We start from the raw sequence: 16371 nt of genomic DNA, 5'->3' as shown, positions 1-16371 counted from the left end.
TAAAAAAAATAATTAACTAAAGTTGTTAAATGGCTTGAAAAAATAGTCAATTACTTATGTTAAAAGTGATTAAAGCCACCGTTTATCGATGTTTAATATAAAAGGTTAACCTAGCCATCCGTCTCGATCGAGACTGCGGTACTGGATAGCCTCTGCTATATGTGTGCCGTTTATGGTTTCCACCGCATCAAGGTCTGCAATCGTGCGAGCTACTTTAAGAATACGGTCATATGCTCTGGCGCTTAGATTTAAACGTTCCATAGCATTTTTGAGCATTTCTTTGCTTGCTGCATCGAGTACACAGTGTTTTCTTATATCCTTAACCGTCATTTGTGCATTATAATGTGTTTTTTCACTTTCTTTAAATCGTGCAGTTTGTAAATCTCTCGCTGCAGTAACTCGTTTTCTAATTACGGTAGATCTTTCGGCCAGTCGTTCTTCTGTTAATTTTTCAAAAGGTACTGGTGTCACTTCTATGTGTATGTCTATACGGTCGAGTAGTGGACCAGATATTTTACTGAGATAGCGTTGCATCTCTGCAGGACTGCTTTGTACTGGTGCATTAGGGTCGTTAAAGTAACCGCCAGGACTAGGATTCATACTAGCCACTAACATAAAGCTAGAAGGATAAGTCACTGTAAATTTTGCTCTAGAAATAGTTACTTCTCTATCTTCTAGTGGTTGCCTCATTACTTCCAGTACGGTGCGTTTAAATTCTGGCAACTCGTCTAGAAATAGAACACCGTTATGACTCAGCGATATTTCACCAGGTTGTGGATAAGCACCACCACCTACTAGAGCAACATCTGATATCGTATGATGCGGACTCCTAAACGGGCGCTGGGCAATTAACCCTGCTTTTTCTTGTGTACGACCGGCGACACTATGAATTTTTGTAGTCTCTAATGCTTCATGTAGTGTCATAGGTGGTAGGATGGATGGTAGCCTTTTGGCCAACATCGTTTTACCAGCACCTGGTGGTCCTATTAATATAATGTTATGTCCACCAGCTGCTGCTATTTCCATACATCTTTTAATAGATTCTTGTCCTTTTACATCTGCAAAGTCAAATTCTGGATGTTCTAGTGCTTGGAAAAATTCATCTCTAGTATCTACCACGGTAGGTTCAAGTTCTTTTTCACCATTAAAAAATTCTATGACTTCTAGAATATTATCTACTCCATAGACATTTAGATTATCTACTATAGCAGCTTCTCTAGCGTTTTGCTTGGGTAATATAAAACCCTTATAACCTTCTTCTCTGGCTTTAATAGCAATGGGTAATGCGCCTCTTATAGGCTGTAGCTGTCCATCTAGGGATAATTCTCCCATGATAATGTAGTCTTTGAAAAGGTCGGTAGTGATCTGTCCAGATGCATTAAGTATTCCTAATGCTAGCGGTAGATCATATGCGCTACCTTCTTTTCTAAGATCGGCAGGAGAGAGATTTAAAATTAGTTTCTTACCAGGCATTTTATAACCTACATTTTTCAGAGCAGCAGTGATTCGATAAGAGCTCTCACTTATTGCTTTATCTGGTAATCCTACTAGGTGGTATCCTATTCCTTTATCGGCATTTACCTCTACGGTAATAGTAGTAGCCTCAACGCCAAAAACGGCACTACCATAAACTTTTGTAAGCATGAAGTTGGTTTATTTCCTAAATGTAAGAAAGTTGTGCTTAATTTTAAAGTTTGTGAACTGTCAGATAACGTTTTAATGAATAATCAGTTAAAAAGTTGTAAAAAGCAGTTTAAAGAAAAAAAATGGAGCCTTGGCTCCATTTTTCAACTTTTTTTAGAAGTTGGTAATTTTGATTTATAACATGTAAATCCCTAATTCTACTCGTTATACATTCAATATTAGGACGAATATAAGATTAAAAAAAGGCATATTACCATCTTATACATAACATAACTCTAGTAACTAGCTATGTTTTAGATGAATGGTTAAATTAATCTGTAACAGTCACTTAGCAGGAGTAGATCTATGGATGTAGATATAGAATGAGGCAATAGAATCAATAAATAACTAATGGTATTAGTAAATGAAAAATGGGACCGAAGTCCCATTTAAATCTCATTCCCTACAATGAAACTTTTTTCTTGATGTATAAGTGGTCCCCTGAACTACCACTTAAAATCATTTTTATTTACATTGTAAATGTATACCGATTTGTAATTCTACACATGAGTATAAATACCCATTTTAAGAACGACATGTTTTATTTAAGGTTGATAAGACTGTTTTGAATAGCAAATGCTACCAGTCCGGCAACGTTGCGACTATCTGTTTTATCTAATAAACTATCTCTATGTCTGTCCACGGTACGAGTAGATATAAATAATAAGTCTGCTATTTCTTTAGTAGTGTGTTGCTTGCAAATTAATTCTAATACTTCTTTTTCCCTGTCGCTGATTAATTTTTTATCTAGAGCACTTTTCTTAAAGTTTTGGTTTTGTGAATTCTCATGTAATATAGCCAGTAGCTTTTCATTATAATAAAATCCTTTTTCATGTACTTCTTTAATAGTCTTGTACACCTCTTCTGGTTTAGAGTTTTTTACTAGGTAAGAAACCGCTCCTACGCCTAACATGTTAGAAATAAAAACATCAGTGTCATAACTAGATAGAGCAATCACTTTAAGACCAGGGTAGTCTTTGTGTATTTTTTTAGTAGCCTCTATACCATTAAGAACAGGCATTTTTAAATCGGTAATAATAACATCAGGCATCACAACACAGTCATTAAGCTGGTCTATCATTTCCTGACCGTTAGTTGCGGTAAAGAGGACATTGAAATGAGCGTTTCTATTCAGCATAAAACTCAATGTTTCTAGAAATAAGGTCTCATCGTCTGCTAGAGCAAGGTTAATCATAAGTATCTAGGGGTTAGTTGGGAATTCAAAGGTATATAAAACCCCTTGATTAATAGAGGTTTCTAATGTCATACTTCCTCTTAAAATAGAAACACGACTGTTGATGTTACTAGTCCCTAATCCTTTCCCTGTATTCTCCTGAAAACCTATACCGTTATCACGGTAAACCATGCTTTTTACGTTACTTGTAGTTAACGATAGATGGATATGGTTTGCCTGACTATATTTGAGTGAGTTATTGAATAATTCCTGTACTATCCTATAAGTATGTAACTGCTGGTCAGAGGTTAATACAGACTCATCCCAATCGCAATCAAAGTTTATTTTTAATTGATCGTTATGTATGGAATCCACGAGTTCTGTAAGCGCCTGGCACAAACCAAATCTTTCCAAAACCGGTGGTAATAAATCATGTGCTAGCCTACGAGCATTTTCTAGTGTTTTTGCAGTAGCATTTTGAATACGATTTAGCAGTAAATCACGGTCATCTTTACTTAAGGTAGTATCAGTAAGTAAATTTGTGTTTAAAGAAATAACATTAAGTTTTGCACTTATCTCATCATGTAATTCTCTTGCAATACGATGTCGTTCTTTCTCTTGAGTTAATAAAGTTGCCTCTATGACATCTTCCTGAGCTTTAATTTTAGTATCTCTTACCTCTAGATCTGCTTTGGTTATCCGCTTTCGCGAAAGCAAGAAAAAAATAACCATCCCGACAGAGAATAAAATGATAAAAAGCATCAATCCTATCGCTACATAGTTGATGGTTGTATTTGAGATTTGAAGTAGAGTAAACATTGGTATAAAAATAAAAGATGTAAACTTAGTAATGGCAGTATATGTAGTAAAAGTTTTAATTTGTTAATGTGATCTTCTATTCCTGCTTGAAATGGAAATGTCACAAAATTGATTAATGAACAACCTATCATTAAAAATATCCCTATGTTAATGAATGGATAACCATACCTATTCTTTAATAAATCTGTGAAATAGACAGTGCTCATTAATAATAGTATGGGTAAGGTGATAAAGGCCGCCCATGGAGTAAATGTCATAATGAGTTTATAATCTATGAGATATGGAAGGGCTGTAATGAATAGAATGACTGTAATAAAAGCATTTAACAAATAAGAGAACCTTCTTTTATGCAAGACATTTTTATAAAATAATGAAAAGGCTATAAATTGTAAAACAATAAAGAAGAAGTAAAATGGAGCATTAGTTTTTTCTCCTAAAAAAAGAATAACGTCGTTCCTTATTAAGTTAGAAAGTACTTCTGTACTAGCTGCAGTTATTAAGTAAATTAATAAATATTTAAAAATACGATAGCCACTAGCTACGGCAACTGCGTAGAATATTAAGTTTATGCCTATTAGAATGTAATAGCATACTATTAGAATATCATAAATTTCATTCAATGGCGCTGGACTTAGATAGCCTCATCAAAATACATTTTAAGTATTGTATTTTTAGGACTGTTAAGTTAAACTAATCTGTTTTAAAGTGAAGCTGCTTAGGCAATATAGAAAACATAGCAAATTATTCATTTATTTTACCACTATGACTGTTTCTTTTCTTTTATTAAAAGAGAGGTAGATTTGATAAAAAAGTAAGGTATGAAGTAAAAGAATAGGGGTAATGTGTAAACTCTTCTTAATAAGTAACAAGTCATAATTTATATTTTCATAAAATGTTGCAGAACTTAGAAAAATAAGAGTGCAACTTGTGACCATATAAATACCTATATTGATAAATATGTAACCTTTTTCACCTTTTAATAAATCATAAAAATATACGGTACTTAATGATAAAAGAAAGGGTAGAGTAATAAAACTTAACCATGGATTGTGAGTCATAAAGGTATTTAAATCAATGATATAAATAGAATAGGCGATTACACTTATCATGCAAAAAATTATGTAAAAGTACTTTTGAAACCAGATGTTTTTAATATTTGTTTTATAAAAATACGAGAAACTTAGAAACTGTATCGTTAAGAATAAGGTGTTGAAAGGAGCATTGGTAACCTCACCGAATATTGTAATAATATCTTCTCGAATTAAATAAGTACCTGTTTCAGCCATCAACGCACCCATTAAATACAATAAAATAGGGATAAATTTTTTCCCTCCTAAAAATATTGCTGCTGAATATCCGCAGATATTCAACAGCAAAAAAAATAAATAGAAATTAAATAAATATTTATAGATTTCAATCCACATATTGAGCTATTCCAAAGTCATTAAAGGACTGTTAACATCTCCTTCTTTAGGAGGAATAGTAGAGGTAGCATCATAGATAAACCATTCCTTAGTAGCATCTATCATATCCTTACCATTTTTATCAACGCCTACTATTAGCGTTTTTAATGTTCCTTTGCCGTCTATTGCTAGGTATAGTCTTGTGTTTACCGCACCAGACTCTGCTAGAGTTTCTGCAAAATCTACTCCAGGAGCTTCATATGCCTTTATGGTGTTTCCAAGAATTTTATTTTCACTACTTCTCCAATTTGCTACCCATTTTTGGGCGTCTGATAATGGTACTACGTTTTCTGCCATTGTTACTCTTTTAGTTGGTTTATAATTCAGGTCTAAAATAATAATAAAAACACAATTCCATAAGTTATTCTTATGTTCTAATTCGGCAAGCTCTTTCAATTATTCCGAGAAAACGGTAATTTATGTTAACTAATCCATTTTAATGTAGTTCTATAATGATGGATAATTTATTTTACTCTTTAATAATGCCTTTGCTTTGATTCAACTTAAGTATTAGGAAAAGGTGTTTTTAAATTTTTGCTTTCGCGAAAGCGTAACAACCATTATCTTTAATTCATGAAAAAGACATTAAAACAATTAATCCAGACACGTCGCAGTATTTTTCCTGCACAATATACAAATGGAGTTATACCGCAATCTGATTTATTGAAAATTTTAGAGAGTGCAAGATGGGCACCTAATCATAGAAAAACAGAACCATGGCGTTATAAAGTATTACAAGGAAATGCCTTGATAGATTTAGGGAACTTTATGGTTGAGCAGTTTAGTCTATCTACTGATAAAGCAGTACCACTTAAACTTAAAAAACTTCAAGAAAAACTAGAAGTAACCTCTGCGATGATTTTGATTTTTAAATCTAGAGATGTAAGAGAGTCGATACCAGAATGGGAGGAAATAGCCGCTGTAAGTATGAGTGTGCAAAATATGTGGCTTACTACACACGATCTTGGGTATGGATGTTACTGGAGTTCTCCTAAACCATTTGCAGACATGTCAAAATTTTCAAAAATCACGGTAGATGATAGAGAGGAGTTTTTAGGTTTCTTTTATATAGGTACTTATGATAATGATGCGGTAGGTTCTTTAGGTGTACCAGAGAGAAAAAGTATAGAAGAATTTACACAATTTGTACAGTAAAAAGAGAGAGAGCTTATGGTTTTACGTCTAAATTTAATAGCTTGTGTTGTTAAGAGTTTTTATACTAAAACTGCGATATTATATCTATAAAATTTCCATATAATAAAAAATTCATTTATTAGTCGTACTTTTGCAAAATAATTAAACACAGTTATTTGAAAAATTTTGAAGACTTAGGTCTATCACAACCGTTATTAGACGGTCTTGCTGAAATGGGTTTTGAAACTCCTACGGAGATTCAGCAGCAAGCTATTCCATTATTGCTTAAGCATGATGGTGATTTTATAGGTCTGGCGCAGACTGGTACAGGGAAAACCGCAGCATTCGGTATACCATTATTAGAGTTAATGGATACCAGCTCAAGAGACACGCAGGCACTTATACTAGCCCCAACGCGTGAATTAGCACAACAAATTTGTCGTCAGATAGAAGCGATGTCTCAAAAAATGGGAAGACTTAATGTCGTACCTGTTTTTGGAGGAGCAAATATCATGGGTCAGATCAAAGACATTAGACGTGGAGCACAAGTGATTGTGGCAACTCCAGGGCGTCTTATGGATCTTATGAAACGTCGTGAGGTAAAACTCGATGCGTTGAGATTCTTGATTCTTGATGAAGCAGATGAGATGTTGAACATGGGTTTCCGTGAAGACATTGATTTTATTCTTTCTAAGACAGATGTAGGTCGTAATATCTGGTTGTTCTCTGCTACAATGGCAAGAGAGATCAAGAAGATAGTAGATACGTACATGGTAAATCCAGAAGAGGTACGTATCAACCGCGAGAACATAGTAAACACAAATATATCTCACCAATTTGTTCAACTTAAAGCTCGAGATAAAACAGAAGCTCTAAGAAGAATGCTTGATTTTAATCAAGATATGTTTGGTGTAGTATTTTGTCGTACAAAAAGAGATACACAACAAGTTGCAGACGAGTTGAATAACAACGGTTATGCAACAGAAGCACTTCATGGAGATATGTCACAAGCACAGCGTGACGCGGCTATGAAACGTTTTAGAAATAAAAATCTAAAATTGTTGATAGCTACAGATGTTGCTGCTCGTGGTATTGATGTAGAAGACATTACACATGTAATTCATTTTGCGTTACCAGAAGATCCAGAATTTTATACACACCGTTCTGGTCGTACCGCTCGTGCAGGTAAAAAAGGAGAATCTATTGCGTTTATTACTAAAGGTGATATTCGTAAGATGAGATATATGGAAAGTAAGCTTTCTATTAAATTTGAAAGATCTGAGATTCCTGCGTTAGAAGCGATAACTGCTAGACGTATTACTAAATGGACAGAAGGTATAAAAGATCTAGAAGTTAATGATAAAATTAGCGATGAGCTTCTTGATGAAGTAAAAACTAGTCTTGAAGATATTACTAAAGAAGAGTTGATAGGTAAGTTTTTAAGTCAAGAGTTTAATAAGATTTATAAGCGTAATTCTATTACAGATCTTAATGATAATTCAAAGCCGCGCGAGGATAGAGGTGAGTACCGTGAAAGAAAGCCGAGATCCAGAGGTAAGGAAGATGGGATGAAGACCTATTTTATTAACTTAGGTCGCAAAGATGATGTGAATAAAGGAGCGTTATTAGGTTTTGTATGTGATGTAACTGGTATTTCAGGAAATGACATAGGTCGTATTGTTTTAGATGGTGCCCATTCTTTTATGGATGTAAAGGAAGAAGTAGCCTCTCAAATGGAGAAGTTGAATGGGCAAGAACGTAATAAACGTGAGATCAGAGCAAATGTACACGAAGGTGAAGTGAGAGAATCGAGAGATCGTGGAGGACGTGATGGTGGCCGCGGTAGAGGTGGTTACAAAGGTCGTAGAGATGGGGATTCTAGATCTGGCGGTGGTTTCAAAGGCCGTCGTAGAGATGGAGATTCTGGAGGCGGTAGCAGTCATAGAGGTCGTCGTGATGATAGTTCTAGCTCTGGCGGAGGGTTTAAAGGTCGTAGTTCTAGATCTAATGATGATTCTCGTTCCGGTAGTAGTTTTAGAGATCGTGATTCTAAGCCTAGAAGAGATAATTCTGGTTCTAATGATTCTGGTGGTAATAAAGGAAAGCGATCTAAGTTTTTTGGTTCTAAATGGGACTAATTACTTTAATAGTTTTAAACATAGAAAAAATCCTATCTCTTTTGAGATGGGATTTTTTTTATTATATAAAATTTGTCAATTTCATTTCGACACACAAGGACTTGGATTATTAACAGGTTTAACTCTTTCATTTGGATTAATGTATTACAGGTATAAATATTTGTTGGCTTCTCCTCGAGATGAAGATAATGTTATTTTATAAGGGTTTTCTAGCTGAGGTAATGTTTCTTTAATTTTAATATATTGTAAGATGTTGTTTAGTAAAGGATTAATTAATTGCTTTGTTTTTATTTCGATTTTATTAATAAAAAGTTAGGAATTTAAACAAAAGGGGTTGTATATTTGCAGCCGCTTAGGAAAACAGCTAAATGTTTAACGAGGCAAATGTTCTTCAGATAGGTTAAAAGATCAGTTAGTGAGTCGTGAAGATTTGCAGTAAGATTTTAGCTAAGGTATTTGAAGATGGGGCTCACCTCTTACCTTTCCGAACAGAGAAGTTAAGCCCATTTGCGCAGATGGTACTGCTATTTGTGGGAGAGTATGTCGCCGCCTTCTTTTAAACCCTTGTCAATTAGACAAGGGTTTTTTTTGTTTATACATGTCCGTGCTAGAATGAATAATGTTATGAGTTTGTTCATCTAGAATAATTATAAGCTTGTATAGAGAGTTGTTGAGTAAGTTTTATTGTTTGTTTTATTGTTTGTTTTATGCTGGGTTCATATATGAATGTTTAGTTTTGATTTTTGGGGTATACATATTTATTAAAAATCAGTAGTCATAGAGATTAGTTCAGGCCAATTATATGTTGTCAAATTATTACACTATAGTATGTTAATTTAATCCTTTAGCTAATTAAAATTATTCTACACGATATTCATAAAAAACACAAAGCCATGATTAGGCTAAACAAATTAACAATTTTAAGACTCCAAAACTACTAATTGGCGTGAACAGACAAAGGTGGATAATATTTAGAGTCTAATAACCTGATGTATAGCAAGCAATACTGCCACAAATAATGTCTCGAACAAAAGTTTCAATTGAATAACGCATTCCAAATGGTTCTTTTGACATGTATGAATTATAAATTAGCTTTTTGTTTTCACACCTACAACCATTATCAAAACAACAGTATACTAATGGAATCCCTCACTCGCACTATACTTTTATTGCTGTTATTTATTATTCAGAGACAGAAAACTACAGTTTTAAATGGTGTTAAGTTATACTAGATAAAAATGTTTTTAAACCAATAAAGATAGAGAAGTATTGCCTCGAGAAGAAAAAACTATTACTAATTGAGGTATTGGAATACTAATAGCAATGTTTTCATTAATAGAAAAATACAAAGTGTTAAGTCAAAGATTGTACTTGTTGATTAATATATTCTATTTAAAAAACATCTTTTACTCTTATCTCTAGCCCTCAATAATTGGATTATTAAGATAAGTTACTTGTAAATAATAAATAAAAAAAATCTCAATGAATCTAAATTCATTGAGATTTTAATAATCTATATAGGACCAAATCAATATTTTAAAATTGAAATTATCTTACTAATAACTTTACGACTTTAGAATTATCACCTTCACTTAGTTTTGCTAGGTACATACCAGTTGTTAAGTTATGATTTATTCTAATTGTATTTGTTATGTTTTCAGTTCTTACAATTCTACCAAAAGAATCGTAAATAATAACATCTACAGGCTCTTTTACATTGGAAATAGTGAAATGGTTAATTGATGGATTAGGCGTCACAACTATTTGAGATAAAACTTCTGATTCTTGGGTGAGTGTAAAATTTTGACCAATGTTATTACCGTAAATTAATTCTACCAATTCGGGATTATCGATGAATGGATTTCTATTGTTTTGCCACGTATAAATCACATTATTACGATTCATTTCAAAATCATCTGGTGGATCATTTCTGTGCCATTGAATTAATGTTGCTAAGTCACCTATTTGTCCAGTTGTTGTGTTTGCAGGATTACCATTTGCCATAGCAAGATTAGTGTATCTTAAATCCATATAAAATAAGGCGCGAGCAACGTCACCATGCCAGCTACCTTGAGATCCTATAGGACCATTATATTCTGGGAAATCATTATTACCTCTAGAACTGTTTTCTGGACCGTCTGCAGCTCTTAAATGGTGTGCATCACTATTTCCATGTCTTAAACTATCTGCGTTAGTTTCTGTCCATACAGACATGCCGTCTGTAATCTCGTCGTATTCAATTGATGAAAACGGGCCTCTTGATCTAGACCAAATGTGTTCTCTATTCCATTTACCTGTATTTGTACTACCTGTTTGAAAGTCGATTACTCTACGTTCTTGTTCCGTATACATTAACCATACGTTGTTAGAGTTTAAAGGAGATACATCTGATTTTTTTAATATCTCTGTCACATCATTGTATGTATGGATACGCACTACGTTTTCCTCAGAAATGAGTGCTGTAATAGCCGTTTCTAGTTGTGGCGATGCTAGATTATTTAAACTATTATAATAATCACTCGGTGCAGTGCTAGCTACAATACCATATGTAGGTGCTAGTGGAGTACCGTATGTTGCTACTTGAAAATCATTATCAATCACTGCTAGTTCTTCAAGATCTTTTAATCTCTTAAAACCTGTTGGTAAATTATCATCTAAGTTGATACGTAAAGACTCATCACCCTCATCTATTGCATCGTCGGTAATGGTAAAACTTAGTGTTGTACTGGTCTGACCAGCTGGAATAGTAAATGAAGAAGCTCCTGTAAAGTCATTTGCATCAAAGCCTTGGTTATCAAAATTAAAACCTAGGGTAAAATCCGTGGTAGGTGCCTCGGTTAGTGTGAAGGTAATGTCAAATGTATCAGGTTCGGTAAGCTCTGTTTTACTAGTTGTGAAACTAACACCATTATAGGTAGGTATTGTAGAATTGTTTAATGAGTGCGGTGTAGGGCTTTTAGTTTCATATGTCCCATCTGTTTTACGTTGTACCGATTCTGTTGTTTTATTACCGTTTTCATTTTCATTGTATTGAACTGTAATACCTAAAAATGTCATCAATGCTACGTTATCAGCATCATCAGTGTCATAAATTAATGCATCAACTAGATTTACTTGGGATGGGAATGTTCTATCTGGCCAGTCTGTATCGTCACCTCTGTAAATTGCTACAGCATCTGCACCTAGTTGTATGTTACTTTCTGCTATATAACGATCTGGAACTGGTGAAACTAGAGAGCTACCTAAGACAACTAAACCATTGTCATCTGTCACAAGACCATCGAGATCTACTGTGTAATAACTACGCCCCATTCCTGTGCTAGAGCTTGTAGAACCATTAAAAAACACCAATACGAAACCATCTAACTGATAAAATGGTACATCAGATTTTAATTCAACAAATTGCCTATCGTTTGTGCTAGGGGTATCTGCATCTAATTCGTTTATGACTACTTGTGATTCCGCTTTCGCGAAAGCGAGAACAACAATTAGTAAAAAGTATAATTTTTTCATTTTAATAGGGGTTTCTGCAAAAGTACTATTAATGCTCTAGATTCAATGATATTAAATGGTTAAGAGATTTTAATACTACCTTGTGATATAAGAATACATAAATTCATGTAATTTTGAGTATGGCCGCTACAGATACATTATTTTATTCTAACTTACATTTACATTATGGTTCTATTCATGAACTGATAAATGATGAAGAAGCTTTTACTGATGTTCCAAACTCGTGGAATATAATTGTAACCGATGTAGAAAAATCTACACAAGCTGTACAAGCTGGAAAGCAACAGCTTGTTAATCTAGCAGCTACTGGTAGTATAGTTGCCTGTCTTAATATTTCTCGAGCAAAGGGTGTTGAGATTCCTTTTTTCTTTGGAGGTGATGGAGCAACACTTATAGTCCCTAATGAGATCTTAAATGAATGTTTGTTTGCTTTAAATCTACACCAAGAGAGGTGTTCTATTTCTTTTGATTTCTTTTTAAGAGTAGGGTACCGTAAAGTTGGAGAAATGGTTGATAAAGGAGCGTCTCTTAAAATATTAAAGTACAAGCGAAACGATCTCCATTTAATGCCTGTTATATTAGGTAATGCATTACAAATGGCAGAAAATGAAATCAAAGCCTCACCTCCAGTAACAGCTATAGAGCAATTTAATTTTAATCTCGACCTTAACGGAATGGAGTGCAAGTGGGATAAAATAAGCCCGCCGGATAATAAAAATGAGATTATTTCCTTAATAATTAAGGCCAGAAAAGTAGAGGATCAATCTAGTTTATATAGTCAGATTTTAGAGAAAATCGAATTAATATATGGAGATGATACCATACGCCATCCTATTGTCGCAAAACGATTAAAGATGGTCAATAGTCTAAGTAGGATTAAGGCTGAAGTAAAAATGAAATTTAAAAATGTTACACCTAGCAAGTTGGTTTCTAGCTGGTGGCGTGGTGTAATGGGTGGCTGGTTTACTAAAAACACTAAAAAAGGTAAAAACTATATCAATGACTTGATTCAACTTACAGAGACGTTATTATTAGATGGTTCTATTAATACTGTGATTACTGGAAATGTGGAGCAAAGAGAGCAACTACTAGAATATCTAGATGGGTTAGAAAATGATCATTTAATAAATTATGGATATTACAGTAGTAGCAGTAGTGTTTTATCTTGTTTTGTAACAGCCATTGATGACTATCATATTCATTTTCTAGATGGAGAAAATGGCGGTTATACACAAGCTTCTAAGGTTTTAAAAGCAAAGATGAAGCTGGTTTAATAATGTGGTATTATTAATCTTCTGCTCTTATTATATCTATTAGGGCATTTGCGTTTTGCATGCTATCTAATTCACTATTTAGAATATAATAAATATCATCACCATAATTTTCTTCTACATTAAGTTCTGATAACATGTTATACCTATCTGCCTCCATATCATTATGGATGTAAAAGATAGAATCATAATTAATTGATACAACTTTCATTGTAGAATACTGGCTGTAACCTGTTTTATAATGATATACATCACCTATAGCTGGTGTTGCGATATATGCTGCATCTCTATTTTCAACATATCGTGACCTTCCTATGCCTAGGATTATAGCAATAATTATAATAGCAACGCCCGTAAATTGCCAAAATGGTGTTTTGCTATCATTTTTTAATAGGTCTATATGGCTGTAATAATTTTGAGGGAATTCATTTTGATTTGCCTCATAGGTACAGTCGTGACAATAAGCAGAAATTTTTATACCTAAGGGAAACATAGGTATATAATATAGATGAGTGTGAGAACTGCGAGATATTAAGGTTACAGTTCCTTGAGATTCACAGAAATTACATTTAATGGATTTAGGCGTGATCTCGTTAAGTAATACTGGTTTGGTACCAAAAATAAATATCATTTGTTATATGGTTGATCTGTAATTATAACAGAAGATTAAAATTAGTTTTTATTTCTAATCCAACGGTTTAAAGGGGTTTCAAAATAACGATGGCTTGCAGCAGCAGCTATAACGGTTATTGTAAACAATAATATTATGATTAGATAGTGATTAGTGATTAATTCAAATTTACCATTACCTAGTATAAAGTATCTCATTACTAGATGGTGTATCATGTAGAAGCCAAAACTTATCTCTCCTAACCATATGGCATATTTATGACTTAGAATTTTAGAAATTGCTCCTTGTTGAAAAGCAAATATTAGAATGATGGTCATTATAGGGATCCAATAAAAAATACTGTATAAAGATGTATCTGTAACACTATCTCGTAAACTGAAAAACAATACAAAAATCGCAATAGAAAGAAACTCTAGTATAGTAAAATCTACTAACGTTTTTTGATTTTTTAGATTTATATACAAATCATATATTACAATGCCTAAGATGAAATCAACTATTCTAAATAGTGGATTGATGTAAAATAAACCATGCTGCAAGTTCGGACTTATATAGTTAGTTAGAATGATGATAATAGATGCTAAAATTGCGGTTAGGTAGTATTTAAATTTACCTAGTTTATTGAAAAGAATTAGTAAATAAGGGAAACATAAATAAAAGAAAGCCTCGCAAGAAATACTCCATGATGGTCCGTTAAAAGAAAAGTAAAGTTCTTTTATAGGTATGAAACTTTGGGTTAAAGTAACGTTAGACAACCCCAATAATAAACCTCTTATAGTAATTTCTTGACCCCAGAACATTAAAGGTATTGCGATTAAAAAAGTAGCAAGATGTAAAGGATAAACTCGTGCTAGTCTTGCTATAAAAAAACTCCTTCTTGCTGTCGCATTGCTATCTAGTTTAAAACGATAAACATGGGTAAGTATAAAACCGCTTAAGATAAAAAAGAAACTGACACCAATATAACCTTGTGATAGAATAGTGTTATAAGTATCGCGCAACCATATATGATTAGAATTTTTTAAAAAATTTAAATGTGATACAAATACCATTAATGCAAATAAAAACCTAAGTGAGGTAAGTGGTTTAAGATGCATATTGATATTTATTGAGCAAAGTAATAAAACTGTCCTTGATAAAAATCATGCATTCTACGTGTGCTATTGCGCAATAAAATAAAAGGTAATACAATGGCTATACTGGCAAACAAGATTATAAAAGGCAGTATTATTAGAGCAATGGCACTATCTGTTATTACACTAAATATCATACTTAACAACACGATAATACAGTACAAACTTGCCATAATCATGTAAATAAAAATTGCGATTTTAAAAGAGTTTACCTTAACGGTTATTTTAATGCCTTCTTCCGTTTCTATAACATAACCAGTACCTATGGCAGTATGTTTTCCAAAATCTAAGAAAGCCGCTTTATGTTTAATTCTAAAATGACTATTAACTACTAGACCTTTATATCTTCTATAGTCAGACGAGAAGAGATCTTCTAGATCTGTAAACCAGCCTATCTCACTATATAAAGTCATTTCACCTAATTTGCGCGCAAAATCATATGCGCTTATAGGTAATTCTATAGTAAAGAACGATATGATACCTATTCTATGGAGAAATTTGTCAAAGCTATTCAAGCGCTGCAGGGTTTATTAGTTTAATATATGGCTATGGTAAAAATACAAGTTTTAATAGCTGCGTAAGTTACAAAAAATGAACGCATGGTGAATACGTTAAATGCAGCTTAATAAAAGAATAAGGCATAGTTAATAAGTGCCTAAAATGAGGTTAAAAACTATTAGACAAGCTGTTAGAACAGCTGTATTTAGTATCTTGAAAACATGGAAAAAGTATTAGTAGCAGGTGCAACAGGTACCACAGGAAAACAAATAGTAAATCTTTTAAATGAGTCTCAATATTTTGAGCCGGTAGCCATGATACGTAAAGAAGAGCAAAAGGCACAATTTGAAGCTCAAAATGTTAAATGGGTAATGGGCGACCTTTCTCAAGATATTTCTCATACGTTTAAAAATATTGATAAAGTAATTTTTGCTGCAGGTTCTGGTGGTAAAAAAGTAGTCGAGATAGATCAAGAAGGAGCAAAGAAGGTAGTCGATGGGGCTATAACAAATGACATTAAAAAATTTGTGATGCTTAGTTCTATGGGAGCAGATAATCCAGAAGAGGCAGACCAATTAGTAGAGTATTTAAAAGCAAAACATAATGCTGATGTTTATTTGAAAAACAGTGGTCTCAACTATACGATAGTTAGACCAGGTTCTTTGATTAATGATAATGCCTCTAACCATATTGAACTCTCACATAAATTAAATAAACATGGTGAAATCTCAAGAGCAGATGTGGCACAAACATTAACTCGAGCATTACACGATGATACGGCAAATAAAGAAACCTTTGAAATTATAAAAGGAGATACTTTAATAAGTAAAGCCTTAGATACCATGAGTACCGCAACGGTATAAAATTTTAGTGATATAAAATCTAGCATTTAATAAAAATCCATCTCAATTTGA

Annotated in this window: 13 protein-coding genes; 4 read left to right on the top strand and 9 right to left on the bottom strand. The window is 33.2% G+C overall.

Going from position 1 to position 16371, the window contains the following annotated elements; all coding sequences use genetic code 11:
* Positions 1-105: 105 nt before the first annotated feature.
* The 5 genes from ACJJVJ_RS04525 to ACJJVJ_RS04505 form a co-directional block, all read right to left on the bottom strand.
* Positions 106-1644 (bottom strand): YifB family Mg chelatase-like AAA ATPase, encoded by a 1539-nt coding sequence (locus ACJJVJ_RS04525; protein WP_104515217.1) that lies wholly within the window; start codon positions 1642-1644, stop codon positions 106-108.
* A gap of 580 nt (positions 1645-2224) precedes the next feature.
* Positions 2225-2878, bottom strand: a complete 654-nt coding sequence (locus ACJJVJ_RS04520) for a response regulator (protein ID WP_405369310.1) — start codon at positions 2876-2878, stop codon at positions 2225-2227.
* 6 nt (positions 2879-2884) lie between these two features.
* Complete coding sequence (locus ACJJVJ_RS04515) at positions 2885-3676, bottom strand: sensor histidine kinase (RefSeq protein WP_405369309.1); 792 nt, start codon at positions 3674-3676, stop codon at positions 2885-2887.
* Complete coding sequence (locus ACJJVJ_RS04510) at positions 3631-4296, bottom strand: hypothetical protein (protein WP_405369308.1); 666 nt, start codon at positions 4294-4296, stop codon at positions 3631-3633. The genes ACJJVJ_RS04515 and ACJJVJ_RS04510 overlap by 46 nt, the downstream gene beginning before the upstream one ends.
* A gap of 810 nt (positions 4297-5106) precedes the next feature.
* Positions 5107-5436, bottom strand: a complete 330-nt coding sequence (locus ACJJVJ_RS04505) for a hypothetical protein (protein WP_146080387.1) — start codon at positions 5434-5436, stop codon at positions 5107-5109.
* A gap of 276 nt (positions 5437-5712) precedes the next feature.
* On the opposite strand from ACJJVJ_RS04505, the gene ACJJVJ_RS04500 reads away from it, so the two are divergent.
* Both ACJJVJ_RS04500 and ACJJVJ_RS04495 read left to right on the top strand, forming a co-directional pair.
* Positions 5713-6294: a nitroreductase gene (locus ACJJVJ_RS04500; RefSeq protein WP_405369307.1), complete on the top strand. Its 582-nt coding sequence runs from the start codon at positions 5713-5715 to the stop codon at positions 6292-6294.
* Positions 6295-6449: 155 nt separating this feature from the next.
* Positions 6450-8411, top strand: a complete 1962-nt coding sequence (locus ACJJVJ_RS04495) for a DEAD/DEAH box helicase (RefSeq protein WP_405369306.1) — start codon at positions 6450-6452, stop codon at positions 8409-8411.
* 1548 nt (positions 8412-9959) lie between these two features.
* Here ACJJVJ_RS04495 and ACJJVJ_RS04490 read toward each other — a convergent pair.
* Positions 9960-11924 carry an endonuclease gene (locus tag ACJJVJ_RS04490; RefSeq protein ID WP_405369305.1) on the bottom strand — a complete coding sequence of 655 codons (1965 nt, stop codon included), beginning with the start codon at positions 11922-11924 and terminating at the stop codon, positions 9960-9962.
* 119 nt (positions 11925-12043) lie between these two features.
* Here ACJJVJ_RS04490 and ACJJVJ_RS04485 point away from each other — a divergent pair, with 119 nt between their 5' ends.
* Positions 12044-13198, top strand: a complete 1155-nt coding sequence (locus ACJJVJ_RS04485) for a DUF3095 family protein (RefSeq protein WP_405369304.1) — start codon at positions 12044-12046, stop codon at positions 13196-13198.
* 13 nt (positions 13199-13211) lie between these two features.
* On the opposite strand, the gene ACJJVJ_RS04480 is transcribed toward ACJJVJ_RS04485, so the two are convergent.
* From ACJJVJ_RS04480 to ACJJVJ_RS04470, 3 genes are read right to left on the bottom strand one after another with little or no spacing between them, the layout of a single operon-like run.
* Positions 13212-13826, bottom strand: a complete 615-nt coding sequence (locus ACJJVJ_RS04480) for a hypothetical protein (RefSeq protein WP_405369303.1) — start codon at positions 13824-13826, stop codon at positions 13212-13214.
* A gap of 41 nt (positions 13827-13867) precedes the next feature.
* The gene (locus ACJJVJ_RS04475) at positions 13868-14923 is read right to left on the bottom strand and encodes an acyltransferase family protein (protein WP_405369302.1); all 1056 of its coding nucleotides are present in this window, start codon (positions 14921-14923) and stop codon (positions 13868-13870) included.
* Positions 14924-14931: 8 nt separating this feature from the next.
* Positions 14932-15474, bottom strand: coding sequence for a hypothetical protein (locus tag ACJJVJ_RS04470; protein ID WP_405369301.1), 543 nt, complete (start codon positions 15472-15474; stop codon positions 14932-14934).
* 204 nt (positions 15475-15678) lie between these two features.
* Between ACJJVJ_RS04470 and ACJJVJ_RS04465 the strand changes: the two genes are divergently transcribed.
* Positions 15679-16320 (top strand): SDR family oxidoreductase, encoded by a 642-nt coding sequence (locus ACJJVJ_RS04465; RefSeq protein WP_104516759.1) that lies wholly within the window; start codon positions 15679-15681, stop codon positions 16318-16320.
* Positions 16321-16371 lie beyond the last annotated feature (51 nt).

The sequence above is a fragment of the Nonlabens sp. Asnod2-A12 genome, from assembly GCF_045063745.1.
Taxonomy (GTDB): domain Bacteria; phylum Bacteroidota; class Bacteroidia; order Flavobacteriales; family Flavobacteriaceae; genus Nonlabens; species Nonlabens xylanidelens.
Note: the sequence above shows the minus strand (reverse complement) of the source record. Positions and strands in the feature narration are given on the sequence as shown.

Bases quoted from the DNA above. Each gene is read 5' to 3' on its own strand.
- ACJJVJ_RS04525 (WP_104515217.1), bottom strand. From the start codon at position 1,644: ATGCTTACAAAAGTTTATGGTAGTGCCGTTTTTGGCGTTGAGGCTACT.
- ACJJVJ_RS04520 (WP_405369310.1), bottom strand. From the start codon at position 2,878: ATGATTAACCTTGCTCTAGCAGACGATGAGACCTTATTTCTAGAAACA.
- ACJJVJ_RS04515 (WP_405369309.1), bottom strand. From the start codon at position 3,676: ATGTTTACTCTACTTCAAATCTCAAATACAACCATCAACTATGTAGCG.
- ACJJVJ_RS04505 (WP_146080387.1), bottom strand. From the start codon at position 5,436: ATGGCAGAAAACGTAGTACCATTATCAGACGCCCAAAAATGGGTAGCA.
- ACJJVJ_RS04500 (WP_405369307.1), top strand. From the start codon at position 5,713: ATGAAAAAGACATTAAAACAATTAATCCAGACACGTCGCAGTATTTTT.
- ACJJVJ_RS04490 (WP_405369305.1), bottom strand. From the start codon at position 11,924: ATGAAAAAATTATACTTTTTACTAATTGTTGTTCTCGCTTTCGCGAAA.
- ACJJVJ_RS04485 (WP_405369304.1), top strand. From the start codon at position 12,044: ATGGCCGCTACAGATACATTATTTTATTCTAACTTACATTTACATTAT.
- ACJJVJ_RS04480 (WP_405369303.1), bottom strand. From the start codon at position 13,826: ATGATATTTATTTTTGGTACCAAACCAGTATTACTTAACGAGATCACG.
- ACJJVJ_RS04475 (WP_405369302.1), bottom strand. From the start codon at position 14,923: ATGCATCTTAAACCACTTACCTCACTTAGGTTTTTATTTGCATTAATG.
- ACJJVJ_RS04465 (WP_104516759.1), top strand. From the start codon at position 15,679: ATGGAAAAAGTATTAGTAGCAGGTGCAACAGGTACCACAGGAAAACAA.